Consider the following 25,846-nt stretch of genomic DNA (forward strand, 5'->3'; position numbering starts at 1 on the left):
CCCGGTTCTCTATCCTGCCGGAAGCGGACTTGCCGTGACCGGCCGCGTCGCCCACACTGAACGGTAAGTCGGCGCACAACGTCCCAGTGACGTAAGGAGATGCTTGATGAACGAGTTGATGAACATCTTTGGTCAGCCGTCCGGCCCGCAGAGCTTCGATCACATCCGGATCGCGATCGCGAGCCCGGAACGGATCCGCTCCTGGTCCTTCGGCGAGATCAAGAAGCCCGAGACCATCAACTACCGGACCTTCAAGCCGGAGCGCGACGGTCTGTTCTGCGCCCGGATCTTCGGTCCGATCAAGGACTACGAGTGCTTGTGCGGCAAGTACAAGCGGATGAAGTATCGCGGCATCATCTGCGAGAAGTGCGGCGTCGAGGTCACCCTCTCCAAGGTCCGCCGCGAGCGGATGGGCCATATCGAGCTAGCCTCCCCGGTCGCCCATATCTGGTTCCTGAAGTCGCTGCCGAGCCGCATCGGCCTGCTGCTGGACATGACGCTGAAGGATCTCGAGCGGATCCTCTATTTCGAGAGCTTCGTCGTCACCGAGCCGGGCCTGACGCCGTTCAAGTACGGCCAGCTTCTCGGCGAGGAAGAGTATTTCGACGCCCAGGACGAGTATGGCGAGGACACCTTCAAGGCCATGATCGGCGCCGAGGCGCTGAAGGAAATGATGGGCGGCCTCGATCTCGACGAGGAAAAGGAAAACATTCGCGAGGAGCTCCGCACCACCGGTTCGGAAGCCAAGCGCAAGAAGCTGGTCAAGCGTCTGAAGCTGATCGAGGCCTTCGAAGAATCCGGCTGCCGTCCGGAATGGATGATCCTCGACGTGATCCCGGTCATTCCGCCGGAACTGCGCCCGCTGGTTCCGCTGGATGGCGGCCGCTTCGCGACCTCCGACCTTAACGATCTCTATCGCCGGGTGATCAACCGGAACAATCGTCTGAAGCGGCTGATCGAGCTGCGCGCGCCGGACATCATCGTCCGGAACGAAAAGCGCATGCTGCAGGAAGCCGTCGACGCCCTGTTCGACAACGGCCGTCGCGGCCGCGTCATCACCGGTGCCAACAAGCGTCCGCTGAAGTCGCTGTCCGACATGCTGAAAGGCAAGCAGGGCCGCTTCCGTCAGAACCTGCTCGGCAAGCGTGTCGACTATTCCGGCCGTTCCGTGATCGTTGTCGGCCCGAGCCTGATGCTGCACCAGTGCGGTCTGCCGAAGAAGATGGCGCTCGAGCTGTTCAAGCCGTTCATTTACTCCAAGCTGGAGCTCTACGGCCTCGCGAGCACCATCAAGGCCGCCAAGCGAATGGTGGAAAAAGAGCGCCCGGAAGTCTGGGACATCCTCGAAGAGGTGATCCGCGAGCATCCGGTGCTGCTGAACCGCGCGCCGACCCTGCACCGCCTCGGCATCCAGGCTTTCGAGCCGGTGCTGATCGAAGGCAAGGCGATCCAGCTGCACCCGCTGGTCTGTACCGCGTTCAACGCCGACTTCGACGGCGACCAGATGGCGGTCCACGTGCCGCTCTCTCTGGAAGCACAGCTCGAAGCCCGCGTGCTGATGATGTCCACCAACAACATTCTCAGCCCCGCGAACGGTAAGCCGATCATCGTGCCGTCCCAGGACATCATCCTCGGCCTCTACTACATGACCCTTGAGCGCGAGGGCATGCCGGGCGAAGGCATGGCCTTCGCCGATATGGGCGAGATCGAGCACGCTCTGAACAGCGGTGCTGTCACGCTGCACACCAAGATCGAAGCCCGCGTCGATACCTTTGACGAAAACGGCGAGGAAGTGACCAAGCGGGTGGAAACCACCCCGGGCCGCCTCAAGATCGCGCAGCTGCTGCCGAAAAACCCGAACCTGCCCTATTCGAGCATCAACAAGCTGATGACGAAGAAGGAAGTTCAGAACGTTATCGACATGGTCTATCGCCACTGCGGGCAGAAGGACACGGTGATCTTCGCCGACCGCCTGATGACCCTCGGCTTCGGTCATGCCTGCCGGGCCGGCATCTCGTTCGGCAAGGACGATCTGATCATTCCGGACGCCAAGCAGGAACTGGTCGAAGAGGCCCAGTCCGAGGTGAAGGAGTTCGAGCAGCAGTATCTCGACGGTCTCATCACCCAGGGCGAGAAGTACAACAAGGTGATCGACGTCTGGTCGCGCTGCACCGACACCGTCGCCGAGCGCATGATGGAGCACATGTCCAACATGGAGCCGGGCAAGCCCGTCAACTCCGTCTGGATGATGGCCCATTCCGGCGCTCGTGGTTCCGCGACGCAGATCAAGCAGCTCGCCGGCATGCGCGGCCTGATGGCCAAGCCGTCCGGTGAGATCATCGAGACCCCGATCATCTCGAACTTCAAGGAGGGCCTGACCGTCCTTGAATACTTCAACTCGACCCACGGCGCCCGTAAGGGCCTCGCCGATACCGCGCTGAAGACCGCGAACTCCGGTTACCTGACGCGCCGTCTCGTCGACGTGGCCCAGGATTGCATCATCACCGAAGAGGATTGCGGGACCGACCGCGGCATCTCGGTGAAGGCGGTCGTCGAGGGTGGCGAGGTGATCGAACCGCTGAGCGAGCGGATCCTCGGCCGGACCTGTGCCGACGACCTGCTCGCGCCGCTGACCGGCGAAAAGATCGCCGATGCGGGCACCATCATCGACGAGGCCCTGGTCGACGCGATCGAGCGGGCCGGCATCGACGAAGTGCGTCTGCGCTCGGTGCTGACCTGCGAAAGCAAAGTCGGCGTCTGTGCCAGCTGCTACGGCCGAGATCTCGCTCGCGGTACGCGGGTCAATATCGGCGAGGCGGTCGGCGTGATTGCCGCCCAGTCCATCGGCGAGCCGGGCACCCAGCTGACCATGCGAACCTTCCACATCGGCGGTGCCGCGCAGCGTGGTGCCGAACAGTCCAGCATCGAGGCGTCCTTCGACGCCAAGGTGAAGGTCCTGAACCGGAACGTGGTGAAGAACTCCGAAGGCATTCTGATCGTCATGAGCCGGAACACCGAAGTGGTGCTCCAGGACGAACAGGGCCGCGAACGGGCCCGTCACCGGATTCCGTACGGTTCGCGCCTTTTCGTCGACGACGATCTGGCCGTGAAGCCGGGCGACAAGCTGGCCGACTGGGATCCGTACACCATTCCGATCATCACCGAAAAGGAAGGTACCGCGCACTATGTCGACCTCGTCGACGGCGTCTCCATGAAGGAGGTCACCGACGAAGCGACCGGTATCGCCTCCCGCGTTGTCATCGATTGGAAGCAGCAGGCCCGCGGCGGCGATCTGCGTCCGCGCGTCACGCTGCGTGACGATGCAGGTGAGGTCATCGAACTCGCCAACGGTCTGGAGGCCCGCTACTTCATGTCCGTCGACGCGATCCTCTCCGTCGATAACGGCGCGAAGGTGAAGGCCGGCGACGTGCTCGCCCGTATCCCGCGGGAATCCTCCAAGACCCGCGACATCACGGGTGGTCTGCCCCGCGTTGCGGAACTGTTCGAGGCGCGCAAGCCGAAGGATTACGCGATCATCAGCGAATCCGAGGGCCGCGTCGAATTCGGCAAGGACTACAAGACCAAGCGCCGGATCATGGTGGTGCCGCAGGAAGAGGAGAAGGAAACGGTCGAGTACCTGATCCCGAAAGGCAAGCACCTCGCGGTTCAGGAAGGCGACTATGTCCAGGTCGGCGACCTGCTGATGGACGGCAACCCGGTGCCGCACGACATCCTCAACGTTCTCGGGGTTCCGGCGCTCGCCGAATACCTCATCAACGAGATCCAGGACGTCTACCGACTGCAGGGCGTGAAGATCAACGACAAGCATATTGAAGTGATCGTCCGCCAGATGCTGCAAAAGGTCGAAATCTCCGATGCCGGCGATACCACGCTGCTGGTCGGCGAGACCGTCGACCGCGACGAGTTTGACGAGGCCAACGAAAAGGCGCTCGCCGAAGATCTCCGTCCGGCCAAGGCGATCCCGATCCTGCAAGGCATCACCAAGGCCTCGCTGCAGACCCGGTCCTTCATCTCGGCCGCGTCCTTCCAGGAAACCACCCGCGTCCTCACCGAGGCGGCCGTTTCCGGAAAGAAGGATCAGCTCGAGGGGCTGAAGGAAAATGTCATCGTCGGCCGCCTGATCCCGGCCGGTACCGGCAGCGTGATGAATCGCCTGAAGCGGCTTGCCGCCGAACGCGATCGCGCCCTGGCTCCGGCTCAGGAGGAAGCCCCGGCGATCGCCGAGGAAGGCGAAGCCGGCGAGCAGGTCCCTGCCGCCGAGTAAGACGACAAGAAACAGAGTTCGAGTCTCGAACGAAAGCGGCGCCCGGATGCGAGTCCGGGCGCCGTTTTGCATCCGCTCCGACGGCGCCGGGCATAATCTTGCGCAAATCGGCCGGACAAGGTTCGGTCCGGTCCCGGAAATTGGCTGATTTTGTGGCTTTCAGGCCTGCATTGCGCATATAGGCGGTATGCGGAAAAAAGCGGAAATGAGTCCTTGACCCACAAGGGGCGCATAAATAGTATCCGCCAGCCTTTGCAGGGCTGGTAGTGACACCGTGGTCGGAAACGGCGCGAATTGTCAGACGCAGCCCCGGCGAAATGCTGGAACTTAAATAGGTTCGCCCGCGAACCCCGAAGCAGAGACGATAATTGGCCGCTAGGGCGGGGCCCTGGGGCTGATTGTTGTTTGCGCAATGTGTTTTGTAGTCGAGAGGGATCGACTGAATGCCGACGATCAACCAGCTGATTCGGCAGGGCCGTAAGGCACCTGTCGTTCGCAATAAAGTGCCCGCGCTGGAAGCCTGCCCGCAAAAGCGTGGCGTGTGCACGCGCGTTTACACAACGACGCCGAAGAAGCCGAACTCCGCGCTGCGTAAAGTCGCGCGTGTCCGTCTGACCAACGGTTTCGAAGTGACGAGCTACATTCCCGGTGAGGGCCACAACCTTCAGGAACACTCCGTCGTGATGATCCGCGGCGGCCGTGTGAAGGACCTTCCGGGCGTTCGCTATCACATCATTCGCGGCACGCTGGACACCCAGGGTGTCAAGGACCGCCGTCAGCGCCGTTCCAAGTACGGCGCGAAGCGTCCGAAGTAAGGAGAGACTGGGATGTCCCGACGCCATCGCGCAGAGAAACGTGAAGTTCTGCCCGACGCCAAATTCGGCGATACGGTCGTTTCGAAGTTCATGAGCTGCCTCATGTATGACGGCAAGCGCTCGGTTGCCGAGAGCATCGTCTACGGTGCCTTCGACAAGATCGAGGCGCGCACCGGCCAGCAGCCGGTCGCCGTGTTCCATGAAGCGCTGGGTAACGTGAAGCCGCATGTCGAGGTTCGCTCCCGCCGTGTCGGTGGCGCGACCTATCAGGTGCCGGTGGAAGTGCGTTCCGACCGCGCGCAGGCGTTGGCCATCCGTTGGACCATCGACGCCGCGCGCAAGCGCTCGGAAAACACCATGGTGGATCGTCTCTCCGGTGAGCTGATGGACGCCATCAACAATCGCGGCGCCGCGGTGAAGAAGCGTGAAGACACGCACCGCATGGCCGAAGCGAATAAAGCTTTCTCGCATTACCGCTGGTAACCCAGGGATATTGGACGGACGTTATGGCTAGGACTCATCCGCTCGAGAAATATCGCAATATCGGCATCATGGCGCACATCGATGCCGGTAAGACGACCACGACCGAACGTGTGCTCTATTACACGGGCCGTTCCTACAAGATCGGTGAAGTCCACGACGGCGCCGCCACCATGGACTGGATGGAGCAGGAGCAGGAGCGGGGCATCACCATTACGTCCGCCGCGACGACCTGTTTCTGGAACGACAACCGCATCAACATCATCGACACCCCGGGTCACGTCGACTTCACCATTGAGGTCGAGCGTGCGCTGCGTGTGCTCGACGGTGCGGTCGCCGTGTTCGACTCGGTCGCCGGTGTCGAGCCGCAGTCCGAAACCGTCTGGCGCCAGGCTGACAAATACAAGGTTCCGCGGATCTGCTTCGTCAACAAGATGGACCGCATCGGCGCCGACTTCTATCGCTGCGTCGACATGATCATCGACCGTCTCGGCGCGACCCCGCTGGTCATGCAGATGCCGCTCGGTGCCGAGTCCGAATTCGCCGGTGTTGTCGACATCATGCAGATGAAGGCGATCCGCTGGCTTAACGAATCTCTCGGGGCCGAATTCGAGATCGTCGATATTCCGGACAATCTGAAAGACAAGGCCGAGGAGTATCGCTCCCAGCTCATCGAGACCGCCGTCGAAATGGACGACGACGCGATGGAAGCCTATCTCGAAGGCAACGAGCCGGACGAAGCCACCCTCAAGGCCTGCATCCGCAAGGGCACCATCACCGGTGCCTTCGTGCCGGTGCTGTGCGGCTCCGCGTTCAAGAACAAGGGCGTGCAGCCGCTGCTCGACGCCGTTGTCGATTATCTTCCGAGCCCGCTCGACATCGGCGCGGTCAACGGTGTGGCCATGGACGGCGAGACGCCGATCCAGCGCAACCCGTCCGATGAGGAGCCGTTTGCCGGTCTTGCCTTCAAGGTCATGAACGACCCGTTCGTCGGTTCCCTCACCTTCGTGCGGATCTATTCCGGTGTCCTGGAAACGGGTACCTCGGTCATGAACACCGTGAAGGACAATCGCGAGCGCGTCGGCCGCATGCTGCTGATGCATTCCAACAGCCGCGAAGACATCAAGGAAGCGCGTGCCGGTGACATCGTCGCCATCGCGGGCCTGAAGAACACCACGACGGGTGATACCCTGACCGAGCCGACCAAGCAGGTCATCCTGGAGCGCATGGAGTTCCCGGATCCGGTCATCGAGGTCGCCGTCGAGCCGAAGACCAAGGGCGACCAGGAAAAGATGTCCAACGCCCTGCAGCGTCTCGCGGCCGAGGATCCGTCCTTCCGCGTTTCCGTCGACCACGAGAGCGGCCAGACCGTGATCAAGGGCATGGGCGAGCTCCATCTCGAGATCCTGGTCGACCGCATGAAGCGCGAATTCAAGGTCGACGCCAATGTCGGCGCCCCGCAGGTCGCCTATCGCGAGACCATCACGAAGACCGCCGAGATCGACTACACCCACAAGAAGCAGACCGGCGGTTCCGGTCAGTTCGCCCGGGTGAAGCTGGTGTTCGGTCCGTCCGAGGTCGGCGAAGGTTTCGTTTTCGAGAACAAGATCGTCGGCGGTGCGGTTCCGAAGGAATACATCCCGGGCGTCCAGAAGGGCCTCGAGTCCTCCAAGGATACCGGCGTGCTCGCCGGCTTCCCGGTGATCGACTTCAAGGTCGAGCTGATCGACGGCGCCTCCCACGATGTGGACTCCAGCGTGCTGGCGTTCGAAATCGCGGCGCGGGCGGCCTTCAAGGAAGGCATGCAGAAAGCCGGTCCGAAGCTCCTCGAGCCGATCATGAAGGTTGAGGTTGTGACCCCGGAAGATTACATGGGCGACATCATCGGCGACCTGAACAGCCGCCGTGGCCAGGTGGGTGGCATGGATCAGCGCGGCAATGCCCGCGTCATCGACGCCATGGTGCCGCTGGCCAACATGTTCGGCTATGTGAACACCCTGCGCTCCATGAGCCAGGGACGTGCGCAATACACCATGCAGTTCGACCACTATGAGCAGGTGCCCCAGGCGGTTGCGGACGAAGTCCGCGCGAACCTGGCCTGATGCTCCGCTAGTGTCGGTAACGAAAACGAAGAACCAAAGGTACGGAGCCTAGAACCATGGCGAAGGAAAAGTTTGAGCGGACAAAGCCGCATTGCAACATTGGTACGATCGGCCACGTCGACCACGGCAAGACGTCGCTGACGGCGGCGATCACGAAGGTGCTGGCTGAGTCTGGCGGCGCTGACTTCCAGGCGTACGACCAGATCGACAAGGCGCCTGAAGAGAAGGCGCGCGGTATCACGATTTCGACGGCGCACGTTGAGTACGAGACGGCGAACCGTCACTACGCGCACGTCGACTGCCCGGGTCACGCTGATTATGTGAAGAACATGATCACGGGTGCGGCGCAGATGGACGGCGCGATCCTGGTCGTGTCGGCCGCGGACGGCCCGATGCCGCAGACCCGCGAGCACATTCTTCTGGCGCGCCAGGTTGGCGTTCCGGCGCTTGTGGTGTTCCTGAACAAGGTCGACCAGGTCGATGACGAAGAGCTTCTTGAGCTGGTCGAGCTCGAGGTTCGCGAGCTTCTGTCGTCCTACGACTTCCCGGGCGACGATATTCCGATCGTGAAGGGCTCCGCTCTTGCGGCTCTTGAAGACAGCAACGAAGAGATCGGCAAGAAGGCCATTCTCGAGCTGATGGAACAGGTTGACGCCTACATTCCGCAGCCTGAGCGTCCGGTCGACCAGTCGTTCCTGATGCCGATCGAAGACGTGTTCTCGATCTCGGGCCGCGGCACCGTGGTGACCGGCCGTGTCGAGCGCGGCATCGTGAGCGTGGGCGACGAAATCGAGATCGTGGGTATCAAGGACACGACGAAGACGACCTGCACGGGCGTCGAGATGTTCCGCAAGCTGCTCGACCGCGGCGAGGCCGGCGACAATGTCGGCGTTCTGCTGCGCGGCACGAAGCGCGAGGACGTGGAGCGGGGTCAGGTTCTGGCGAAGCCGGGCTCGATCACGCCGCACACGAAGTTCACCTGCGAGGCCTACATCCTGACGAAGGACGAGGGCGGCCGTCACACGCCGTTCTTCTCGAACTACCGCCCGCAGTTCTACTTCCGCACGACGGACGTGACGGGGACGGTCGAGCTTCCGGAAGGCACCGAGATGGTGATGCCGGGCGACAACATCGCGATGACGGTTCAGCTGATCGCGCCGATCGCCATGGATGAGGGCCTGCGCTTCGCCATCCGCGAAGGCGGCCGCACCGTCGGCGCCGGCGTCGTCGCCAAAATCGTCGAATAACGGATCGTTCATGAGGCTCGTCGAGCGGGCCGGAGATTGAAAAAATGGACAGTCAGAATATCAGAATCCGCCTCAAGGCGTTCGATCACCGGGTCCTCGACCAGTCGACCGGCGAGATCGTGAACACGGCGAAGCGCACCGGCGCGCAGGTCAAGGGCCCGATCCCGCTGCCGACCCGTATCGAGCGTTTCACCGTTCTTCGCGGCCCGCACATCGACAAGAAGAGCCGTGAGCAATTCGAAATCCGCACTCATAAGCGGGTTCTGGACATCGTCGATCCGACTCCGCAGACGGTCGACGCTCTGATGAAGCTCGATCTCGCGTCCGGCGTTGACGTCGAGATCAAGCTCTAACGCTGAAGGATTGGTTTCATGCGTTCCGGAGTAATCGCACAGAAGATGGGCATGACCCGTGTGTTCACCGAAAGCGGTGACCACGTGCCGGTCACGGTCCTGAAAATGGACAGCTGCCAGGTGGTGGGCGTCCGCACCGAGGAGACCGACGGATATTCCGCGGTCCAGCTCGGCGTCGGTGCCGCCAAGGTGAAGCGCGTCAGCAAGCCGATGCGCGGCCATTTCGCCAAGGCGAAGGTCGAGCCGAAGCGCAAGCTGGCCGAGTTCCGTGTCAGCGCGGATGCCCTGCTTGAGGTCGGTGCGGAAATCACCGCCGACCATTTCGTCGCCGGTCAGAAGGTCGACGTCGTCGGCACCTCGATCGGTAAGGGCTTCGCCGGTGCCATGAAGCGGCACAATTTCGGCGGCCTGCGCGCCAGCCACGGCGTCTCGATCTCCCACCGTGCTCACGGTTCCACGGGTAACTCCCAGGATCCGGGCCGGGTGTGGAAAGGCAAGAAGATGGCCGGTCACCTCGGTGACGAGCGGGTGACGACGCAGAACCTCGAAGTGGTTCAGCTCGATGCCGACCGCGGCCTGATCCTGGTCAAGGGATCGGTCCCGGGCGCCAAGGGCGGCTGGGTTCTGGTTTCCGACGCCGTGAAGGGGAAGCTGCCGGAAAACCTCCCGTTCCCGGGCGCCGTGCGCGCTCCGGCGGAAGAGGCGGCCCCGGCGGAAGAGGTTGCCGAAGCCGAGGAAACCGCGGTCGAGGCTGCTGTCGAAGCGCCGGCCGAAGCGGAAGCCCCGGCCGAAGCCGAAACCTCGGCTGACGACAACGCCGAGAATAAGGACTGAGGGTCATGAAGCTTCCTGTTACGACACTCGACAACAAGAAGTCCGGCGACATCGAAGTCGCGGACTCCGTGTTCGCCGTCGAGCCGCGCCGGGACATCCTGGCCCGTGTGGTGAACTGGCAGCTGGCCAAGCGCCGGGCCGGTACCCACGCGACCAAGACGATCTCCCAGGTCAGCGGCACGACCAAGAAGCCGTTCCGCCAGAAGGGAACCGGCCGGGCCCGTGCGGGCTCGCTCCGGGCGACCCAGTATCGCGGCGGCGGCATCTCCCACGGCCCGGTTTCGCGGGATCACGGCTTCGCTCTGCCGAAGAAGGTCCGCAAGCTGGGCATGCGTTCCGCGCTCTCCGCCAAGCAGGCCGAAGGCAAGCTGGTGGTGATCGACGACGCGTCCGGCGAGACCAAGACCAAGGAGCTGGCCAAGAAGCTTTCCGCTCTCGGCTGGAACTCGGTCCTGATCATCGGCGGCGCGACCCTCGACGAGGGCTTTGCCCGCGCCGCGCGCAACATCCCGAACGTGGATGTGCTGCCGGAGCAGGGCGCGAACGTCTATGACATTCTCCGCCGCGACACCCTGGTCCTGACCAAGGCCGCCGTGGAAAGCCTGGAGGCTCGCCTGAAATGAGCATGCGTCCCTACAACGCCCGCCAGGTGCGGATGAGCGACGAACGCGCGTACGACATCATCGTCCGCCCGATCGTCACCGAAAAGTCGACCCTCGGCTCGCAGTTCGGCCAGGTGACCTTCGAGGTTGCCATCGATGCGACCAAGCCGGAGATCAAGGTCGCCGTCGAGAAGCTGTTCGACCGTAAGGTGAAAGCGGTCAACACCGTGCTCAACAAGGGCAAGGTGAAGCGCTTCCGCGGCAAGCTCGGCAAGCGGTCCGACTTCAAGAAGGCGATCGTCACCTTCGTTGACGGTCAGGACATCGACGTTACCCAGGGGATCTGATCCATGGCGTTGAAGACATTCAATCCGACGACGCCGTCCCAGCGTGAACTGGTGATCGTCGACCGTTCGGAACTCTGGAAAGGCAAGCCGGTCAAGTCCCTGACCCGCGGCCTGACCAAGTCCGGCGGACGGAACAACACGGGCCGTACCACCAGCTTCTGGCGTGGTGGCGGCCATAAGCGCAAGTACCGCATCATCGACTTCAAGCGGCGCAAGTTCGACGTCGCCGCGACGGTCGAGCGGCTGGAATACGATCCGAACCGGACCGCGTTCATTGCGCTGATCAAGTACGACGACGGTGAGCTCGCCTACATCCTGGCTCCGCAGCGCCTCAAGGCCGGTGACAAGGTCATTGCCGGTGAGCGTCAGGACATCAAGCCGGGCAACGCAATGCCGCTGAAGAGCATTCCGGTCGGCACGATCGTCCACAATGTGGAGTTCAAGCCGGGCAAGGGCGGTCAGATCGCCCGTTCAGCCGGTGCCTATGTTCAGATCGTCGGCCGCGATCAGGGTTACGCCCTGCTCCGCCTCACCTCCGGTGAAGTGCGGATGGTCCGCGGCGAATGCATGGCGACTGTCGGTGCGGTTTCCAACCCGGACCAGCAGAACACCAATCTCGGCAAGGCGGGCCGTTCCCGCTGGCTCGGCAAGCGCCCGCACGTTCGCGGTGTCGTGATGAACCCGGTCGACCACCCGCATGGCGGTGGTGAAGGCCGGACCTCCGGTGGCCGCCATCCGGTGACCCCGTGGGGCAAGCCGACCAAAGGCAAGCGCACCCGCAGCAACAAGAAGACCGACCGCCTGATTGTGCGTCGGCGCCGGAAGTAAGAGGAGATAGACGTTGGCACGTTCTGTTTGGAAAGGCCCGTTCGTTGACGGGTATCTCCTGAAGAAGTCCGACGCGACGCGCGCGTCCGGCCGTAACGAGGTCATCAAGACCTGGTCGCGCCGGTCGACGATTTTGCCGCAGTTCGTCGGTCTGACCTTCGGGGTTCACAACGGCCAGAAATTCGTTCCGGTCCTCGTGACCGAGAACATGGTCGGACACAAACTCGGCGAATTCGCGCCGACCCGGACTTATTACGGCCACGCGGCCGATAAGAAGTCGCGGCGCTGAGGACTGGAGCAGAGACCATGGGAAAGAGTGCGGCCGAACGCAGGCTGGACGATACCGAGGCGAAAGCGGTGCTCCGCAATGTGCGCGTGAGCCCGCAGAAGCTGAACGTCGTGGCGCAGATGATCCGTGGCATGGATGTGGAAAAGGCTCTCGCAGCCCTGACCTTCTCCCGCCGCCGCATCGCCAACGACGTGAAGAAGGTTCTGCAGTCCGCCATCGCGAATGCTGAGAACAATCACCAGCTCGACGTCGACCGGCTTTTCGTCAAGGAAGCCTCCGTCGGCAAGAGCATCGTCATGAAGCGCTTCCGTCCGCGGGCGCGGGGGCGTGTCGGCAAGATCATGAAGCCGTTCTCGCACCTGACCGTTGTCGTGCGCGAGCGCGGGGAGACCGAATAATGGGTCATAAAGTAAATCCGATCGGGCTTCGCCTCGGCATCAACCGGACCTGGGATTCCCGCTGGTTCGCTGCCAAGGACTATGGCGATCTTCTGCACGAAGACATCCGGATCCGCCGCTATCTGCACAAGCGGTTGGCGCAGGCCGGTGTCTCCCGGATCGTCATCGAGCGTCCGGCGAAGCGCTGCCGCATTGCCATCTACACCGCCCGTCCGGGCGTGGTGATCGGCAAGAAGGGCCAGGACATCGAGAAGCTCCGCCAGGATCTCTCCAAGATGGCCGGCACCGAGGTCAGCCTGAACATCCTCGAAATCCGCAAGCCGGAGATCGACGCCAAGCTGGTCGCCGACAACATCGCGCAGCAGCTCGAGCGCCGTGTGGCTTTCCGCCGCGCCATGAAGCGGGCCGTCCAGTCGGCCATGCGTCTCGGCGCCCAGGGCATCCGGATCAATTGCGCGGGCCGTCTCGGCGGCGCGGAAATCGCCCGGACCGAATGGTACCGCGAAGGCCGCGTTCCGCTGCACACGCTCCGTGCCGATATCGATTACGGCGAGTCCACCGCGCAGACCACCTATGGCGCTTGCGGCGTCAAGGTCTGGGTCTTCAAGGGTGAGATCATGGAGCATGATCCGCTCGCCAGCGAGAAGCGGCTGACCGACCAGCCCGGCGCCCAGCGCTGAGCCGGCGGATAGGATAGAGGATTGAACGATGCTTAGTCCGAAGCGCACAAAATTCCGGAAGGCCCACAAGGGGCGCATTCACGGAAACGCCAAAGGCGGCACGACGCTGAATTTCGGCTCCTACGGTCTGAAGGCGATCACGCCGGCGCGGGTCACCGCGCGTCAGATCGAAGCGGCCCGTCGTGCGATCACCCGTCACATCCGCCGTGCTGGCCGGGTGTGGATCCGGATTTTCCCGGATGTTCCGGTGTCGTCCAAGCCGGCGGAAGTTCGTATGGGTAAAGGTAAGGGTACGCCGGAATTCTGGGTGTGCCGTGTGAAGCCCGGCCGGATCATGTTCGAGCTCGAAGGCGTTCCGAAGGACCTGGCCGAAGAAGCGTTCACGCTTGCTTCCGCCAAGCTCCCGGTCGATACGCGCTTCGTCACCCGGCTCGGCGAATAAGGCCGCGGGAGAGAAGAGCGATGGCAAACAAGGCAGCAACCGATCTTCGCGCCAAGACGGCCGATGAGCTGAAGACCAGCCTGGTGGACCTGAAGAAGGAGGCCTTCAACCTCCGCTTCCAGCGCGCCAACGGACAGCTGGAGAACACTGCGCGGATGCGGCAGGTGCGCCGCGAGATCGCGCGCATCAAGACGATCCTGCACGGGCAGGCCAGCGCTTAAGCCGCGCTGGAATTAGGAGACGAGAAATGCCGAGGCGAATTTTGCAGGGCACCGTGGTGAGCGACAAAGGCGACAAATCCATCGTCGTCCGCGTCGAGCGCCGCGTTATGCACCCGATCTATAAGAAGTTCATCAAGCGCTCGAAGAAATTCGCCGCGCATGACGAACAGAACGCATGCAAGGTCGGTGACATCGTGCGGATCCAGGAATGCGCGCCGATTTCCAAGCGCAAGAACTGGATCGTCGTTGAAGACGCCGGCGGCGAAGCCTAAGCGACGGAAGGAGTGACGACATGATTCAGATGCAGTCAAACCTCGATGTTGCTGACAATTCCGGCGCCCGCCGCGTGCAGTGCATCAAGGTTCTCGGCGGCTCCAAGCGCAAGGTCGCTGCCGTCGGTGACGTGATTGTGGTCTCCGTCAAGGAAGCAATTCCGCGGGGCCGCGTGAAAAAGGGTGACGTGCTGCGTGCCGTTATCGTCCGGACCGCCAAGGAAATCCGCCGTAACGACGGTTCCTCGATCCGGTTCGACAACAACGCCGCGGTGCTCATCAACAAGCAGAACGAGCCGATCGGCACCCGTATCTTCGGTCCGGTCACCCGTGAACTTCGCGCCAAGAAGTTCATGAAGATCGTCTCGCTCGCACCGGAGGTGCTGTGATGGCAACGAAGTTCAAGGTGAAGAAGGGCGACAAAGTCGTCGTCACCACCGGCAAGGACAAGGGCAAGACCGGTGAAGTGCTGGAAGTCATTCCGAGCACCAACCGTGTCCGCGTCCAGGGTGTGAACATGGTCAAGCGCCACACGCGTCCGACCCAGTTCGCCGCCGGAGGCATCATTGAGAAGGAAGCGCCTGTTCACGTCTCGAACGTGGCGCACATCGACCCGAAGTCCAACGAGCCGACGCGCGTCGGGATCCGTGTTCTCGAGGATGGACGTAAAGTCCGCTTCGCGAAACGGTCCGGCGAAGTGATCGACGCTTAAGCGCGCTCGAAACGAGGCCAGATATGTCGCGATTGAAAGAAGAATACGAGAGCACGATCAAGCCGGACATGATGTCGGCGTTCAATTATTCGAACCCGATGAAATGCCCGAAGATCGAGAAAGTCATCGTCAACATCGGCGTTGGCGAGGCGGTGCAGGATTCCAAGAAGGTGAAAGCCGCCGTGGAAGACCTCGCCCTGATCACCGGTCAGCGCCCGATCGTTACCCGCGCGAAGAAGTCGATTGCCGGCTTCAAGCTCCGCGAGGGTATGCCGATCGGCTGCAAGGTCACTCTGCGCCGCGAGCGGATGTACGAGTTCCTGGACCGTCTGGTGAACATCGCCCTGCCGCGCGTGCGTGACTTCCGTGGTCTCAGCCCGAAGAGCTTCGACGGACGCGGCAACTATTCGATGGGCCTTAAAGAGCAGATCGTGTTTCCGGAAATCGACTACGACAAGGTCGACTCGATCCGGGGCATGGAAATCGTCGTTGTGACGACGGCCGAAACCGATGATGAGGCGCGCGAGCTGCTGCGTCGCTTCAACTTCCCGTTCGTGAACTGATCGGGCTGGAGAAGAGTCATGGCGAAGAAAAGCGCGATTGAGAAGAACAACAAGCGGCAGAAGCTGGTTCAGCGCGATGCGAACAAGCGTGCACGTCTGAAGGCGACCATCGCCGACAAGGACCTGCCGATGGAAGAGCGGTTCAAGGCCGTCCTGCAGCTGAACGAAATGCCGACCAACGGTGCGAAGATCCGTCTGCGCAACCGTTGCGAGGTCAGCGGACGCCCGCGCGGTTACTACCGCAAGCTCAAAATGTCCCGTATCGCCCTGCGCGATCTTGGCTCCATCGGCCAGATCCCGGGCATGGTCAAATCTAGCTGGTAAGAGAGGAGTCTGACAGTGACGATGAGTGATCCTCTCGGGGATATGCTGACCCGGATCCGGAACGGCCAGACCGCTGGTAAAAGCGTCGTGGTGAGCCCGGCATCGAAGCTGCGGAGCAATGTGCTCGAAGTTCTGAAGCGCGAAGGTTTCATTCGCGGCTATTCGAGCGCGGAAGTCCGCAAAGGCATCAATGAGCTGACGATCGAACTGAAGTATTACGAGGGCGAGCCGGTGATCCGCGAGATCCAGCGCGTGTCCCGTCCGGGTCGTCGGGTCTATTCGAAGATCAAGGACCTGCCGCGGAGCTACAACGGTCTGGGCATCCAGATCCTGTCGACCCCGCGCGGCATCCTGTCCGACAACGAGGCTCGTGCGGCCAATGTCGGCGGCGAAGTCCTCTGCCAGGTATTCTGATCGGAGCGCGGACGATGTCACGTATTGGTAAAAACCCGGTCGCTCTTCCGAGCGGCGTCACCGCCGAGATCGGCGCGGACGCCTTCTCGGCGAAGGGCAAGCTCGGCCAGCTCTTTGTTCCGCTGCACGACGAAGTCGACGTGGCGATCGAGGACAACCTGGTCAAGGTCACGCCGAAAACCGAGACCAAGCGCGCCCGCGCCATGTGGGGCACGATGCGTGCCCGCGTGCAGAACGCGGTCACCGGTGTCTCGGAAGGCTTCACCATCAATCTCGAGATCAACGGCGTCGGTTACCGCGCCGCGGTCGAGGGCAAGAACCTCGTCCTGTCGCTCGGCTTCAGCCATCCGGTGAACTATCCGATCCCGGAAGGCATCACCATGAAGTGTGAGAAGCCGACGTCGGTGTCGATCCATGGTGCCGACAAGCAGAAGGTTGGTCAGATCGCGGCAGAGATCCGCGCGTTCCGTCCGCCGGAGCCCTTCAAGGGCAAGGGTGTCAAGTACGAGAGCGAGACCATCCTGCGCAAGGAAGGCAAGAAGAAGTAAGGAATCGGGGCATGCTGAATTCAAAAAAACTCTTCCAGCGTCGCCGCGAGCGGACTCGTACCGCGCTGCGCGCAAAGGCGAATGGCAAGGCCCGGCTCTCCGTGTTCCGGTCTTCCAAGAACATCTACGCCCAGATCATCGACGATCTGAAGGGCGAGACCCTGGCGAGCGCCTCTTCTCTCGAGAAGGACGTGCGCAAGGGACTGAAGACGGGCGCGGACAAGGCCGCGGCCACGGAGATCGGCAAGCTGATCGGCGAGCGCGCGGTGAGCAAGGGCGTCACCGACGTCGTGTTCGACCGTGGCGGCTACCGGTTCCACGGGCGCGTCAAGGCTCTGGCCGACGCCGCGCGTGAAGCCGGACTGAAGTTCTAGAAAGGGCCGGGACATGGCACGAGGCGAAAGACGAGATCGCGACGCGCGCGAAGAACCGGAACTGGTTGAAAAGCTGGTCGGCATCAACCGCGTCGCCAAGGTTGTGAAGGGCGGTCGCCGGTTCGGCTTCGCGGCCCTGGTGATTGTCGGCGACGGCCGTGGCCGGGTCGGTTACGGTGCGGGCAAGGCCCGGGAAGTGCCGGAAGCGATCCGCAAGGCGACCGAGCAGGCGAAACGTGGCATGGTCCGCGTTCCGCTGCGCGAAGGCCGCACGCTGCACCACGATATCGGTGGCCGTTTCGGCGCCGGCCGCGTGATCCTGCGTTCGGCTCCGGCCGGTACGGGCATCATCGCGGGTGGCCCGATGCGCGCGATCTTCGAGGCGCTGGGGATGCAGGACGTGGTGGCGAAATCCACCGGTACCTCCAACCCGCACAACATGATTAAGGCCACCTTCGAGGCGCTCAAGGGCGTCCGGTCCCCGCGTGCGGTTGCGGCCAAGCGCGGCAAGAAGGTCTCCGAGATCTTCGGTCGGGCCGGCGGCGACGCCGAAGCGGCGCAGGCCTAAGGACGGAGAAGAGCCATGGCGGCAGCGAAGAAAAAGAAGGCCGACAAGACGGTCACGGTCACCCAGATCGGCAGCCCGATCGGCCGGACCAAGGACCAGCGCCAGACGCTGGTCGGCCTGGGTCTGAACAAACTGCACCGCACGCGTACCCTGGAAGATACTCCGGCGGTTCGCGGCATGATCAGCAAGGTCGCCCATCTGGTGCGCGTCGAAGACGCGTCCTAAGGCGGCCAGGCAGAACATCAAGGCGATCCGGCCGATTGCCGGAACGAGGGCAAGAACGATGAAACTCAACGAACTTCGCGACAATCGGGGCGCGACGAAGGCCACCAAACGGGTCGGCCGTGGTGCCGGTTCCGGCCTCGGCAAGACGTCCGGTAAGGGTCAGAAGGGCCAGACCTCGCGCTCCGGCGTAGCCATCAACGGCTTCGAGGGCGGCCAGATGCCGATCCATCGCCGTCTGCCGAAGCGTGGCTTCAAGAACCCGTTCCGTAAGGAATACGCGCCGCTCAATATCGGCACGCTCCAGGCGGCAATCGACGCCGGTAAGCTCGACGCCAAGAAGACCATCGACGCGGCAGCGCTTCAGGCCGCCGGTGTGGTCGGTCGTCTGCGTGACGGTGTGCGCCTGCTTGCAACCGGCGAGCTGAAGGCCAAAGTGAAGGTGGAAGTTGCCGGTGCCTCGGCGGCCGCGATCGCCGCGGTCGAGAAGGCCGGCGGTTCCGTCACGGTCGCGGCGCCTGCCGCGAAGCCGGCGAAAGAGGCGGGCGAGTCCGCCTCCGAGTAAATCGGGCACCGACTGATTGGGTTCAGCGACATGGCATCCAGCGCCGAGCAATACGGTTCATCGATCAACTTCGGGGCCTTCGCGAAAGCGACGGAACTCAAGAAACGCATCTGGTTCACACTGGGTGCGTTGATCGTTTATCGCCTTGGGACGTACATTCCGATCCCGGGGATCGATCCGGCGGTGCTGGAGCAGATCTTCTCGCAGAATTCCGGCGGCATTCTCGGCATGTTCGACATGTTCGCGGGCGGCGCGCTCGGGCGGATGACGATCTTCGCCCTGAACATCATGCCGTACATCTCGGCTGCCATTATCATGCAGCTGATGACTGCGGTGTCGCCCAGCCTCGAGAGCCTGAAGAAGGAAGGCGAGAGCGGGCGCAAGAAGATCAATCAGTATACCCGTTACCTGACGGTTCTCCTCGCGGCGTTCCAGGCTTACGGCATCGCCGCGGGCCTTGAATCCATGGCCGACGGCACGGCAGTTGGCAATCCGGGCTTCTTCTTCCCGCGCGACTGCGGTCATCACGCTGGTCGGCGGCACTGTCTTCCTGATGTGGCTCGGCGAGCAGATTACCGCGCGCGGTGTCGGCAACGGCATCTCGCTGATCATTTTCGCGGGCATCGTCGCGCAGCTGCCGTCCGCTCTTGCGGGAACGCTCGAGCTCGGCCGGACCGGGGCGCTCTCTGCCGCCGTGATCGTGTTGATCCTGATTATGGCCGTCGCGGTCATCGCCGGGATCGTGTTCATCGAGCGCTCGCAGCGCCGGATCACCGTGCAATATCCGAAGCGACAGGTCGGCAACCGCATGTTCGGGGGCGAAAACTCGCATCTGCCGCTGAAGATCAACGTCTCGGGCGTGATCCCGCCGATCTTTGCCAGTTCCATCCTGTTGATGCCGGTCACGGTCGCGCAGATGAGCGCGGCGGGCGGTGCGGGACCGGAATGGCTGACTACCTTCACGGCGATGGTCGGCCGCGGTCAGCCGCTCTATCTGGCGATCTTCGTCTCGCTGATCGTGTTCTTCGCGTTCTTCTATACCGCCATCGTGTTCAACCCGGCGGAGACCGCGGACAACCTGCGCAAATACGGCGGCTTCGTGCCGGGCATCCGTCCGGGTAAGAACACCGCGGATTATCTCGATTATGTTCTGACCAGGCTCACGGTTCTGGGCGCCGCCTATCTCGCGGCGATCTGTATCCTGCCGGAGATTCTGATCAGCCAATATCAGGTACCCTTCTATTTCGGGGGAACGAGCCTGCTCATCGTCGTGACGGTGACCATGGATACTGTGGGCCAGATCCAGTCGCATCTGCTGGCTCATCAGTATGAGGGCCTGATCAAAAAATCAAAATTGAGGGGGAAACGTCGATGAATCTGATTTTGCTCGGCCCTCCGGGTGCCGGAAAGGGGACCCAGGCGAAGCGTCTGGAGGACAAGTTCAAGATTGTTCAGCTCTCCACCGGTGACATGCTGCGCGCGGCGATCGCGTCCGGCAGCGAGGTTGGCCTGAAGGCAAAAAACATCATCGATTCCGGCGGTCTCGTCTCGGACGACATCATGGTTCAAATGATCTCCGAACGGGTTGACGAGCCGGACTGCAAGAACGGTTTCATTCTCGACGGCTTCCCTCGCACCGTGGCGCAGGCCGAGGCCCTCGATGTCATGCTGGCCGACAAAGGGCTTCAGATCGATCACGTGATCGAGCTGAAGGTCGACGAAGGCATCCTGTTCGACCGCATCCGCACGCGGATCGCGGAGACGCCGGAAGCCGAGCGCCGCAGCGACGACAACGAAGAGACGCTGAAGAAGCGGCTCGACGTGTTCAAGGAACAGACCGCTCCGATCATTCCGTACTATGCGGATAAAGGGGCGCTGAAGACGGTGGACGGCATGGCCTCCATCGACGAGGTGAGTGCTCAGATCGACACGATCGTGGCGGCCTGAGTTTGGAGTTCAGTGGCGCGGGTAAACCGGTTGACTCGGCAATCCGGTTGCGTATAATCCGCGCCCTCGGTTTCGGAGAAACCGTGCGTATTCGCTTGCGCGAATTTTCCGAGTTCGGTGCCTGGGTCGGATGACCCGTTTTTTTGTTGGACGCTGACAAGCGTTGTACTGAGGAGTTTGCTCGTGGCGCGCATCGCAGGCGTGAATATCCCGACGCAAAAGCGTGTCGAGATTGCGTTGACATACATTCATGGTATCGGCCGGACCACCTCCACGCAGATCTGCGAGAGTGTTGGTATCCCGCGCGAACGCCGTGTTCATGAACTGACCGAAGACGAAGTCGCGCGGCTGCGCGAGGTCATCGACCGCGACCAGGTGGTCGAGGGTGACCTTCGCCGCAAAGTCGCGATGGACATCAAGCGTCTGATGGATCTGGGCTGCTATCGGGGCCTGCGGCACCGTAAGGGCCTGCCGGTGCGTGGTCAGCGGACCCACACCAACGCGCGGACCCGCAAGGGCCCGGCGAAGGCCATCGCAGGTAAGAAGAAGTAATCCGGGTCTGACCCGACAAGCCGGAGCGGCAATAAATGGCAAAGCAACCGACACAGGCACGCGTACGTCGTCGCGAGCGGAAGAACATCACTTCCGGCGTCGCGCATGTGAACGCGTCCTTCAACAACACCATGATCACCATCACCGACGCCCAGGGCAACGCGATCTCCTGGTCCTCCGCCGGTGCTATGGGTTTCAAGGGCTCCCGTAAGTCCACCCCGTACGCGGCGCAGGTCGCGGCGGAGGATGCCGGCAAGAAGGCTGCCGAGCATGGCATGAAGACCCTTGAGATCGAAGTCAGCGGCCCGGGTTCGGGGCGTGAGTCCGCGCTGCGCGCGCTGCAGGCCGTCGGGTTTGCCGTGACCTCCATTCGCGATGTCACGCCGATCCCGCACAACGGCTGCCGGCCGCCGAAGCGTCGCCGGGTCTAAGGTTTCGCCGGCCCCGGCCGGCGGACTGGAACACCCGTGGCCCCGGAGCGAACGGTTTCGGGGCCGAAAGCGTAAGTAAGAGGCCCGCGGGTCTCGATAACGATGAGGTCACTCCCGTGATTCAGAAGAACTGGCAGGCTCTTATCAAGCCGAACAAGCTCGATGTTCAACCGGGTTCGGATCCCGCCCGCAAGGCGACGATCGTGGCGGAGCCGCTGGAGCGCGGATTCGGTTTGACCCTCGGTAACGCGCTGCGCCGCATCCTGCTGTCCTCCCTCCAGGGAGCGGCGGTCACTTCGGTGCAGATCGACGGCGTCCTGCACGAATTCTCGTCCGTCGCGGGTGTCCGCGAGGACGTGACCGACATGGTCCTCAACATCAAGGCGATCGCGCTTCGGGCTCACAGCGAAGGCCCGCGCAAGATGCGCCTGAAGGCCGAAGGTCCGGGTGAAGTCACCGCCGGCATGATCGAGGCGGGCTCCGACATCGAGGTGATGAACCCCGATCTCGTGATCTGCACCCTCGACAATGGTGCCAGCCTGTCGATGGAATTCACCGTCGAAACCGGCAAGGGCTACGTCCCGGCGAGTGCCAACCGTCCGGAAGACGCGCCGATCGGCCTGATCCCGGTCGATGCGATCTTCAGCCCGGTCCGTCAGGTCACCTACAAGGTCGACAACACGCGTGTCGGTCAGGTCACCGACTATGACAAGCTGTCCGTGACCGTCGAGACCGACGGTTCGCTGACCCCGGAAGACGCGGTCGCTTACGCCGCCCGTATCCTTCAGGACCAGCTCCAGCTCTTCATCAATTTCGAAGAGCCGCAGCAGGTGGTCGAGACCGAAGAGAAGCAGGAGCTGCCGTTCAACAAGAACCTGCTCCGCAAGGTGGACGAGCTGGAACTCTCCGTGCGTTCCGCGAACTGCCTGAAGAACGACAACATCGTCTATATCGGCGATCTGGTTCAGAAGACCGAGCCGGAAATGCTCCGGACCCCGAACTTCGGCCGCAAGAGCCTCAACGAGATCAAAGAGGTTCTGGGGCAGATGGGCCTGGCGCTCGGCATGGATATCCCGAACTGGCCGCCGGACAATATCGAAGAGCTTGCCAAGCGGCTCGAAGAGCCGTTCTGAGCGGCCTAAAGCCGTAACGCGCAGTGCCGTGAGGCACTTGAAGATACGAAACTGGAGTTTTCGCGATGCGACATCGTTTTAAAGGCCGCCGGTTCAACCGGTCCGCCAGCCACCGCAAAGCCATGTTCAAGAACATGGCCAACGCGCTGATCAAGCACGAGCAGATCGTCACCACCCTGCCGAAGGCGAAAGACCTGCGCAGCGTCGTCGAGAAGCTCATCACCCTCGGCAAGCGCCAGGATCTGCACGCCCGCCGTCAGGCCATGTCGCAGCTGCAGGATAATGCCATGACCCGCAAGCTGTTCGACGTTCTCGCCGAGCGCTACAAGGATCGTCAGGGCGGCTACACGCGGGTTCTGAAGGCCGGCTTCCGCTATGGCGACAGCGCGCCGATGGCGGTGATCGAACTGGTCGACCGCGACGAAGATGCCCGCGGCCAGGATTCCGGCCCGGTCATGGTGCAGGAAGAAGAACTCGAAGGCGCGATGCCGGCTGCGATCTGATCGCGCCGACGCGACTTACGAAAAGCGAAGGCGGCCTCCGGGCCGCCTTTTCTCTTGCCTGGGATCGGCGTGGTCAGACTGTATCCAGCGGCGCAAGTCCCGCGGCGATTTCCCAGATCTCCGCCTGGTCCGGCCAAGCGGCGACAAGCTGGGCCAGTTCCTGGGCGAGGAGGTCGGCATGGGCAGTGTCGTCCAAGGCGTCCGTCGTCAGCAGCAGGTTGGCGCAGGCCTTGGCGTGGACAACGGCCATTTCCTCGTCCTCGGGCCGGGCCGCGGACAGGGCGAGGATGTCGTCATAGATCTGGCGCGCTTTGCCGACGTCTCCATCGCGGCAGAAATCCGTCATCAGGTTGAACGCCGCCAGGGCGACTTTGCCGGCCATCCCGTCGCTGGCGGCCGCGCGTTGCTGCAGGTCGCGATAGACGGTTTCGGCGGGATCGAGCATCTGCTTGTCGCCGAATACCGTGACGAGGGCGAAACCGGCATCCGCGAGGACTTCGCTCAATTCCGGATCGGGCCCGTAGCGGCCAACGAAACCGGCAAGGTCGAAATAGAGCTCAAGCGCCTTCTTCGGTGCGCCTGAGCAGGCCAGATAAGTCGCGAGATTGAAGGTGCCGTTGGCGCGATGCAGCATTGTGTCCGGTCGGCTGTTCGGCACTTCGGCCAACGCACAGAGCGAGCGGTGCAGATGCCGGGCGGCGGTCGTCCGGCCCTCGTCGCAATGGGCCGCGATCCGGTTGGAGATCGCCTTGGCGAGGGTCGAGCGCAGCAGGCGGTCGGTCGGGTGTCCGGCCGCGACGGTGCGGATCTCCTCGAAGGTGCGGTCGGCATCCGCGTCCTTGCCCTGGCGGGTATATTCGAGACAGAGGGTGACAGAGAGTTCGCAATAGCCGCGGCGCATTCCCGGATCGTCCGGATGGCCGCTGGCATAGCGCTCAAGCCGGTTGCGCACGTCCCGTATCGCCGTGATGTCCTTGCGCCGTGCATGGCAGGCGGCCAAACGAAGCGCGCCGCAGATCAGCCGGTCGCGAATATCTGCTGAGCCGCTATGGTCTTCGGCGAGTTCGTACAGGGAATCGTAGCAGGCCGTTGCCCGGGCAATCTCGCGGTCGCTGTCGCCGAAATGGCTGAGTGCGTCCGCAAGTTCTCCGGCTCTGGAGATCGTGGCTTTCCCGGCGTCCTGACCGCCTGGCATGAACCCCTCCGTTTCCGGCCCGGCGCTGCCGGTGCGTCCCTTTTGCCCCATGCACCGCCAGCCCATATAGGATAGCGTACATTCGACCGGTTTTTGTGACAACCAACGGAAAAGCGACAGATGCGAAGGCCTGAATCCACTTGGTTTTTCTTTCCTTCCGGCGGGCAGCGCCTCTTGCGGGGGCTCCATTTGGCGCTTGCCGCCGGGATCGCATTGACGCTTCTGTCCTTCGGACCGGCCTCGGCCCAGACGGTCAGGCAGGTGCCGGCCTCGCGCGAGGATATCCAGTATTCCTTCGCGCCGCTGGTGCGGAAGGTCGGGCCCGCCGTCGTCAATATTTACGCCCGCGCCGAGGTGACCGAGCGACGGATCTCGCCGCTTTTCGACGATCCCTTCTTCCGCCGTTTCTTCGGCGACGTCTTTCCGGGCGAGACCCGCAAGCGGACGGCGCAATCCCTCGGCTCCGGGGTGATCATGCGGGAGGATGGGCTCGTCGTGACCAACGCCCATGTCATCAAGGGGGCGGACGAGATCACCGTTGTACTGGCGGACCGCAGGGAATTCGACGCCAAGATCCTGATTCAGGACGAGCGCACCGATCTCGCCGTGCTCCGGATCGAGACGGACGGCGAAAACCTGCCCTATCTGCAAATCCGCGACAGCGACGAACTTGAGGTCGGCGATATCGTGCTCGCGATCGGCAACCCTTTCGGCGTCGGGCAGACCGTGACGAGCGGGATCATCTCGGCGCTGGCACGGACGGCACTCGGGATCACCGATTACAGCTTCTTCATCCAGACCGACGCGGCGATCAATCCGGGCAATTCCGGCGGGGCGCTGATCTCGATGGATGGCAGGCTGGTCGGTGTGAACACCGCGATCTTCAGCAATCAGAAGGGTAGCGGCGCGGGATCGGTCGGGATCGGATTCGCGGTGCCGTCCAACATGGTTCGCACGATCCTCGAAGGCGTCGACAAGGGCGTGATCATCCGGCCCTGGCTTGGCGTCTCCGGGCAGACCATGACGACGGAGCTGGCTGAACAGTTCGGATTGCCCCGCCCGGTGGGCGTGGCGGTGACCGATGTCTATCCGGACGGCCCGGCGGCAAATGCGGGGATCCGGGTCGGCGATATCGTTCTCAAGGTTTCCGGCCGCGAGATCGTCGACGAGCAGGCCCTGCGCTACCGGGTCGCGACGCGGCCCCTGGAGAGCATCGCCGAAATCGAGATTTTGCGCCGAGGCGAAATCGAGACAGTGAGCGTACCGATGCGGCCGCCGCTCGCACAACCGGCGCCGGACCTGCGCGACCTGAACGGCCAGCACCCGCTGGCCGGGGCCAGGGTCGCCAATCTCTCGCCGGCTTTCGCGCTGGAAAACGATCTGGACGACATGGCGCGCGGCGTCGTGGTGCTGAAAGTCGCGCGGCAATCACCTGCCGCCCGGATCGGACTGCGTCCGGGCGATATCGTGCTTGAGGTGAACGGGGAAAAGATCGATCTGGTTGCGACCCTCGAGCGGGCCATGCTCTCCAGCCAGAATGCCTGGCGCATTTCCATCCGCCGAGAGGGCCAGGTGCTGACGACGGAAATCAAAAGCTGAC

Annotated in this window: 32 protein-coding genes and 2 pseudogenes; 33 read left to right on the forward strand and 1 reads right to left on the reverse strand. The window is 62.8% G+C overall.

All coding sequences use genetic code 11. The features are described from left to right. Positions 1-106 precede the first annotated feature (106 nt). From rpoC to rplQ, 32 genes and pseudogenes are all read left to right on the forward strand, one after another. Complete coding sequence (rpoC, locus tag NUH88_RS14695) at positions 107-4,285, forward strand: DNA-directed RNA polymerase subunit beta' (RefSeq protein WP_257767157.1); 4,179 nt, start codon at positions 107-109, stop codon at positions 4,283-4,285. Positions 4,286-4,728: 443 nt separating this feature from the next. Next, entirely contained in the window at positions 4,729-5,100 is a 372-nt protein-coding gene (rpsL, locus tag NUH88_RS14700; RefSeq protein WP_193189063.1) for a 30S ribosomal protein S12, read from the forward strand. A 12-nt stretch (positions 5,101-5,112) separates the two neighbouring features. Further along, positions 5,113-5,583 carry a 30S ribosomal protein S7 gene (rpsG, locus tag NUH88_RS14705; RefSeq protein ID WP_257767158.1) on the forward strand — a complete coding sequence of 157 codons (471 nt, stop codon included), beginning with the start codon at positions 5,113-5,115 and terminating at the stop codon, positions 5,581-5,583. A gap of 23 nt (positions 5,584-5,606) precedes the next feature. Next, complete coding sequence (gene fusA, locus NUH88_RS14710) at positions 5,607-7,682, forward strand: elongation factor G (RefSeq protein WP_257767159.1); 2,076 nt, start codon at positions 5,607-5,609, stop codon at positions 7,680-7,682. 56 nt (positions 7,683-7,738) lie between these two features. Next, positions 7,739-8,929 carry an elongation factor Tu gene (tuf, locus tag NUH88_RS14715; protein ID WP_257767150.1) on the forward strand — a complete coding sequence of 397 codons (1,191 nt, stop codon included), beginning with the start codon at positions 7,739-7,741 and terminating at the stop codon, positions 8,927-8,929. A 44-nt stretch (positions 8,930-8,973) separates the two neighbouring features. Continuing rightward, entirely contained in the window at positions 8,974-9,282 is a 309-nt protein-coding gene (gene rpsJ / locus NUH88_RS14720; RefSeq protein ID WP_193188693.1) for a 30S ribosomal protein S10, read from the forward strand. A gap of 18 nt (positions 9,283-9,300) precedes the next feature. Beyond that, positions 9,301-10,002: pseudogene (gene rplC / locus NUH88_RS14725) on the forward strand (50S ribosomal protein L3); the annotation flags it as partial. Between the two features lie 119 nt (positions 10,003-10,121). Continuing rightward, complete coding sequence (gene rplD, locus NUH88_RS14730; protein ID WP_257767161.1) at positions 10,122-10,739, forward strand: 50S ribosomal protein L4; 618 nt, start codon at positions 10,122-10,124, stop codon at positions 10,737-10,739. Positions 10,740-10,741: 2 nt separating this feature from the next. After that, a complete protein-coding gene (locus NUH88_RS14735) occupies positions 10,742-11,065 on the forward strand; it encodes a 50S ribosomal protein L23 (RefSeq protein ID WP_372743568.1) in 324 nt (107 codons plus the stop codon). A 3-nt stretch (positions 11,066-11,068) separates the two neighbouring features. After that, positions 11,069-11,893, forward strand: coding sequence for a 50S ribosomal protein L2 (gene rplB / locus NUH88_RS14740; RefSeq protein ID WP_257767163.1), 825 nt, complete (start codon positions 11,069-11,071; stop codon positions 11,891-11,893). Positions 11,894-11,906: 13 nt separating this feature from the next. Further along, entirely contained in the window at positions 11,907-12,182 is a 276-nt protein-coding gene (rpsS, locus tag NUH88_RS14745) for a 30S ribosomal protein S19 (RefSeq protein WP_193188683.1), read from the forward strand. A gap of 17 nt (positions 12,183-12,199) precedes the next feature. Next, complete coding sequence (gene rplV, locus NUH88_RS14750; RefSeq protein WP_257767164.1) at positions 12,200-12,580, forward strand: 50S ribosomal protein L22; 381 nt, start codon at positions 12,200-12,202, stop codon at positions 12,578-12,580. After that, positions 12,580-13,260: a 30S ribosomal protein S3 gene (gene rpsC, locus NUH88_RS14755; protein ID WP_257767165.1), complete on the forward strand. Its 681-nt coding sequence runs from the start codon at positions 12,580-12,582 to the stop codon at positions 13,258-13,260. Before rplV ends, rpsC begins: the two co-directional genes overlap by 1 nt. Before the next feature lie 28 nt (positions 13,261-13,288). Further along, positions 13,289-13,702, forward strand: coding sequence for a 50S ribosomal protein L16 (gene rplP / locus NUH88_RS14760; RefSeq protein ID WP_257767166.1), 414 nt, complete (start codon positions 13,289-13,291; stop codon positions 13,700-13,702). 20 nt (positions 13,703-13,722) lie between these two features. Continuing rightward, positions 13,723-13,923 carry a 50S ribosomal protein L29 gene (gene rpmC / locus NUH88_RS14765; RefSeq protein ID WP_257767167.1) on the forward strand — a complete coding sequence of 67 codons (201 nt, stop codon included), beginning with the start codon at positions 13,723-13,725 and terminating at the stop codon, positions 13,921-13,923. A gap of 26 nt (positions 13,924-13,949) precedes the next feature. After that, positions 13,950-14,195, forward strand: a complete 246-nt coding sequence (gene rpsQ, locus NUH88_RS14770; protein WP_257767168.1) for a 30S ribosomal protein S17 — start codon at positions 13,950-13,952, stop codon at positions 14,193-14,195. Between the two features lie 20 nt (positions 14,196-14,215). After that, entirely contained in the window at positions 14,216-14,584 is a 369-nt protein-coding gene (rplN, locus tag NUH88_RS14775) for a 50S ribosomal protein L14 (RefSeq protein WP_257767169.1), read from the forward strand. Continuing rightward, on the forward strand, positions 14,584-14,907 hold the full coding sequence (gene rplX, locus NUH88_RS14780) for a 50S ribosomal protein L24 (RefSeq protein WP_257767170.1): 324 nt from the start codon (positions 14,584-14,586) through the stop codon (positions 14,905-14,907). Before rplN ends, rplX begins: the two co-directional genes overlap by 1 nt. A 23-nt stretch (positions 14,908-14,930) precedes the next feature. Further along, positions 14,931-15,470 carry a 50S ribosomal protein L5 gene (gene rplE, locus NUH88_RS14785; protein WP_257767171.1) on the forward strand — a complete coding sequence of 180 codons (540 nt, stop codon included), beginning with the start codon at positions 14,931-14,933 and terminating at the stop codon, positions 15,468-15,470. An 18-nt stretch (positions 15,471-15,488) separates the two neighbouring features. After that, positions 15,489-15,794: a 30S ribosomal protein S14 gene (gene rpsN, locus NUH88_RS14790; RefSeq protein ID WP_257767172.1), complete on the forward strand. Its 306-nt coding sequence runs from the start codon at positions 15,489-15,491 to the stop codon at positions 15,792-15,794. 15 nt (positions 15,795-15,809) lie between these two features. Continuing rightward, positions 15,810-16,208, forward strand: coding sequence for a 30S ribosomal protein S8 (rpsH, locus tag NUH88_RS14795; RefSeq protein ID WP_257767173.1), 399 nt, complete (start codon positions 15,810-15,812; stop codon positions 16,206-16,208). Between the two features lie 14 nt (positions 16,209-16,222). Next, a complete protein-coding gene (rplF, locus tag NUH88_RS14800) occupies positions 16,223-16,756 on the forward strand; it encodes a 50S ribosomal protein L6 (protein WP_257767174.1) in 534 nt (177 codons plus the stop codon). An 11-nt stretch (positions 16,757-16,767) separates the two neighbouring features. After that, positions 16,768-17,130 (forward strand): 50S ribosomal protein L18, encoded by a 363-nt coding sequence (gene rplR / locus NUH88_RS14805; RefSeq protein WP_257767175.1) that lies wholly within the window; start codon positions 16,768-16,770, stop codon positions 17,128-17,130. 13 nt (positions 17,131-17,143) lie between these two features. Then, positions 17,144-17,698: a 30S ribosomal protein S5 gene (gene rpsE, locus NUH88_RS14810; RefSeq protein ID WP_257767176.1), complete on the forward strand. Its 555-nt coding sequence runs from the start codon at positions 17,144-17,146 to the stop codon at positions 17,696-17,698. Positions 17,699-17,713: 15 nt separating this feature from the next. Continuing rightward, entirely contained in the window at positions 17,714-17,923 is a 210-nt protein-coding gene (gene rpmD, locus NUH88_RS14815) for a 50S ribosomal protein L30 (RefSeq protein WP_257767177.1), read from the forward strand. Positions 17,924-17,981: 58 nt separating this feature from the next. Then, on the forward strand, positions 17,982-18,485 hold the full coding sequence (gene rplO / locus NUH88_RS14820; RefSeq protein WP_257767178.1) for a 50S ribosomal protein L15: 504 nt from the start codon (positions 17,982-17,984) through the stop codon (positions 18,483-18,485). 30 nt (positions 18,486-18,515) lie between these two features. After that, positions 18,516-19,860, forward strand: a pseudogene (secY, locus tag NUH88_RS14825) (preprotein translocase subunit SecY). After that, a complete protein-coding gene (locus NUH88_RS14830) occupies positions 19,857-20,432 on the forward strand; it encodes an adenylate kinase (protein WP_257767179.1) in 576 nt (191 codons plus the stop codon). Before secY ends, NUH88_RS14830 begins: the two are co-directional and overlap by 4 nt. A 183-nt stretch (positions 20,433-20,615) precedes the next feature. After that, the gene (gene rpsM / locus NUH88_RS14835) at positions 20,616-20,984 is read left to right on the forward strand and encodes a 30S ribosomal protein S13 (protein ID WP_257767180.1); all 369 of its coding nucleotides are present in this window, start codon (positions 20,616-20,618) and stop codon (positions 20,982-20,984) included. Positions 20,985-21,019: 35 nt separating this feature from the next. After that, entirely contained in the window at positions 21,020-21,415 is a 396-nt protein-coding gene (gene rpsK, locus NUH88_RS14840) for a 30S ribosomal protein S11 (RefSeq protein WP_257767181.1), read from the forward strand. Positions 21,416-21,531: 116 nt separating this feature from the next. Further along, on the forward strand, positions 21,532-22,548 hold the full coding sequence (locus NUH88_RS14845; RefSeq protein ID WP_257767182.1) for a DNA-directed RNA polymerase subunit alpha: 1,017 nt from the start codon (positions 21,532-21,534) through the stop codon (positions 22,546-22,548). Between the two features lie 65 nt (positions 22,549-22,613). After that, positions 22,614-23,051 (forward strand): 50S ribosomal protein L17, encoded by a 438-nt coding sequence (gene rplQ, locus NUH88_RS14850; protein ID WP_257767183.1) that lies wholly within the window; start codon positions 22,614-22,616, stop codon positions 23,049-23,051. Positions 23,052-23,124: 73 nt separating this feature from the next. Here the strand turns inward: rplQ and NUH88_RS14855 are convergent, their stop codons facing one another. Next, positions 23,125-24,246 (reverse strand): hypothetical protein, encoded by a 1,122-nt coding sequence (locus tag NUH88_RS14855; protein ID WP_257767184.1) that lies wholly within the window; start codon positions 24,244-24,246, stop codon positions 23,125-23,127. A gap of 189 nt (positions 24,247-24,435) precedes the next feature. On the opposite strand from NUH88_RS14855, the gene NUH88_RS14860 reads away from it, so the two are divergent. Beyond that, positions 24,436-25,845 (forward strand): Do family serine endopeptidase, encoded by a 1,410-nt coding sequence (locus NUH88_RS14860; RefSeq protein ID WP_257767185.1) that lies wholly within the window; start codon positions 24,436-24,438, stop codon positions 25,843-25,845. Position 25,846: the final 1 nt, after the last annotated feature.

Origin of the sequence: Nisaea acidiphila (assembly GCF_024662015.1) — a bacterium.
Lineage (GTDB): Bacteria > Pseudomonadota > Alphaproteobacteria > Thalassobaculales > Thalassobaculaceae > Nisaea > Nisaea acidiphila.

Excerpts from the sequence above, each read along its gene's own strand:
- rpoC (WP_257767157.1), top strand. The coding sequence starts at position 107 with ATGAACGAGTTGATGAACATCTTTGGTCAGCCGTCCGGCCCGCAGAGC.
- rpsL (WP_193189063.1), top strand. The coding sequence starts at position 4,729 with ATGCCGACGATCAACCAGCTGATTCGGCAGGGCCGTAAGGCACCTGTC.
- rpsG (WP_257767158.1), top strand. The coding sequence starts at position 5,113 with ATGTCCCGACGCCATCGCGCAGAGAAACGTGAAGTTCTGCCCGACGCC.
- fusA (WP_257767159.1), top strand. The coding sequence starts at position 5,607 with ATGGCTAGGACTCATCCGCTCGAGAAATATCGCAATATCGGCATCATG.
- tuf (WP_257767150.1), top strand. The coding sequence starts at position 7,739 with ATGGCGAAGGAAAAGTTTGAGCGGACAAAGCCGCATTGCAACATTGGT.
- rpsJ (WP_193188693.1), top strand. The coding sequence starts at position 8,974 with ATGGACAGTCAGAATATCAGAATCCGCCTCAAGGCGTTCGATCACCGG.
- rplD (WP_257767161.1), top strand. The coding sequence starts at position 10,122 with ATGAAGCTTCCTGTTACGACACTCGACAACAAGAAGTCCGGCGACATC.
- NUH88_RS14735 (WP_372743568.1), top strand. The coding sequence starts at position 10,742 with ATGCGTCCCTACAACGCCCGCCAGGTGCGGATGAGCGACGAACGCGCG.
- rplB (WP_257767163.1), top strand. The coding sequence starts at position 11,069 with ATGGCGTTGAAGACATTCAATCCGACGACGCCGTCCCAGCGTGAACTG.
- rplV (WP_257767164.1), top strand. The coding sequence starts at position 12,200 with ATGGGAAAGAGTGCGGCCGAACGCAGGCTGGACGATACCGAGGCGAAA.
- rpsC (WP_257767165.1), top strand. The coding sequence starts at position 12,580 with ATGGGTCATAAAGTAAATCCGATCGGGCTTCGCCTCGGCATCAACCGG.
- rplP (WP_257767166.1), top strand. The coding sequence starts at position 13,289 with ATGCTTAGTCCGAAGCGCACAAAATTCCGGAAGGCCCACAAGGGGCGC.
- rpmC (WP_257767167.1), top strand. The coding sequence starts at position 13,723 with ATGGCAAACAAGGCAGCAACCGATCTTCGCGCCAAGACGGCCGATGAG.
- rpsQ (WP_257767168.1), top strand. The coding sequence starts at position 13,950 with ATGCCGAGGCGAATTTTGCAGGGCACCGTGGTGAGCGACAAAGGCGAC.
- rplN (WP_257767169.1), top strand. The coding sequence starts at position 14,216 with ATGATTCAGATGCAGTCAAACCTCGATGTTGCTGACAATTCCGGCGCC.
- rplX (WP_257767170.1), top strand. The coding sequence starts at position 14,584 with ATGGCAACGAAGTTCAAGGTGAAGAAGGGCGACAAAGTCGTCGTCACC.
- rplE (WP_257767171.1), top strand. The coding sequence starts at position 14,931 with ATGTCGCGATTGAAAGAAGAATACGAGAGCACGATCAAGCCGGACATG.
- rpsN (WP_257767172.1), top strand. The coding sequence starts at position 15,489 with ATGGCGAAGAAAAGCGCGATTGAGAAGAACAACAAGCGGCAGAAGCTG.
- rplF (WP_257767174.1), top strand. The coding sequence starts at position 16,223 with ATGTCACGTATTGGTAAAAACCCGGTCGCTCTTCCGAGCGGCGTCACC.
- rplR (WP_257767175.1), top strand. The coding sequence starts at position 16,768 with ATGCTGAATTCAAAAAAACTCTTCCAGCGTCGCCGCGAGCGGACTCGT.
- rpsE (WP_257767176.1), top strand. The coding sequence starts at position 17,144 with ATGGCACGAGGCGAAAGACGAGATCGCGACGCGCGCGAAGAACCGGAA.
- rpmD (WP_257767177.1), top strand. The coding sequence starts at position 17,714 with ATGGCGGCAGCGAAGAAAAAGAAGGCCGACAAGACGGTCACGGTCACC.
- rplO (WP_257767178.1), top strand. The coding sequence starts at position 17,982 with ATGAAACTCAACGAACTTCGCGACAATCGGGGCGCGACGAAGGCCACC.
- NUH88_RS14830 (WP_257767179.1), top strand. The coding sequence starts at position 19,857 with ATGAATCTGATTTTGCTCGGCCCTCCGGGTGCCGGAAAGGGGACCCAG.
- rpsK (WP_257767181.1), top strand. The coding sequence starts at position 21,020 with ATGGCAAAGCAACCGACACAGGCACGCGTACGTCGTCGCGAGCGGAAG.
- rplQ (WP_257767183.1), top strand. The coding sequence starts at position 22,614 with ATGCGACATCGTTTTAAAGGCCGCCGGTTCAACCGGTCCGCCAGCCAC.
- NUH88_RS14855 (WP_257767184.1), bottom strand. The coding sequence starts at position 24,246 with ATGCCAGGCGGTCAGGACGCCGGGAAAGCCACGATCTCCAGAGCCGGA.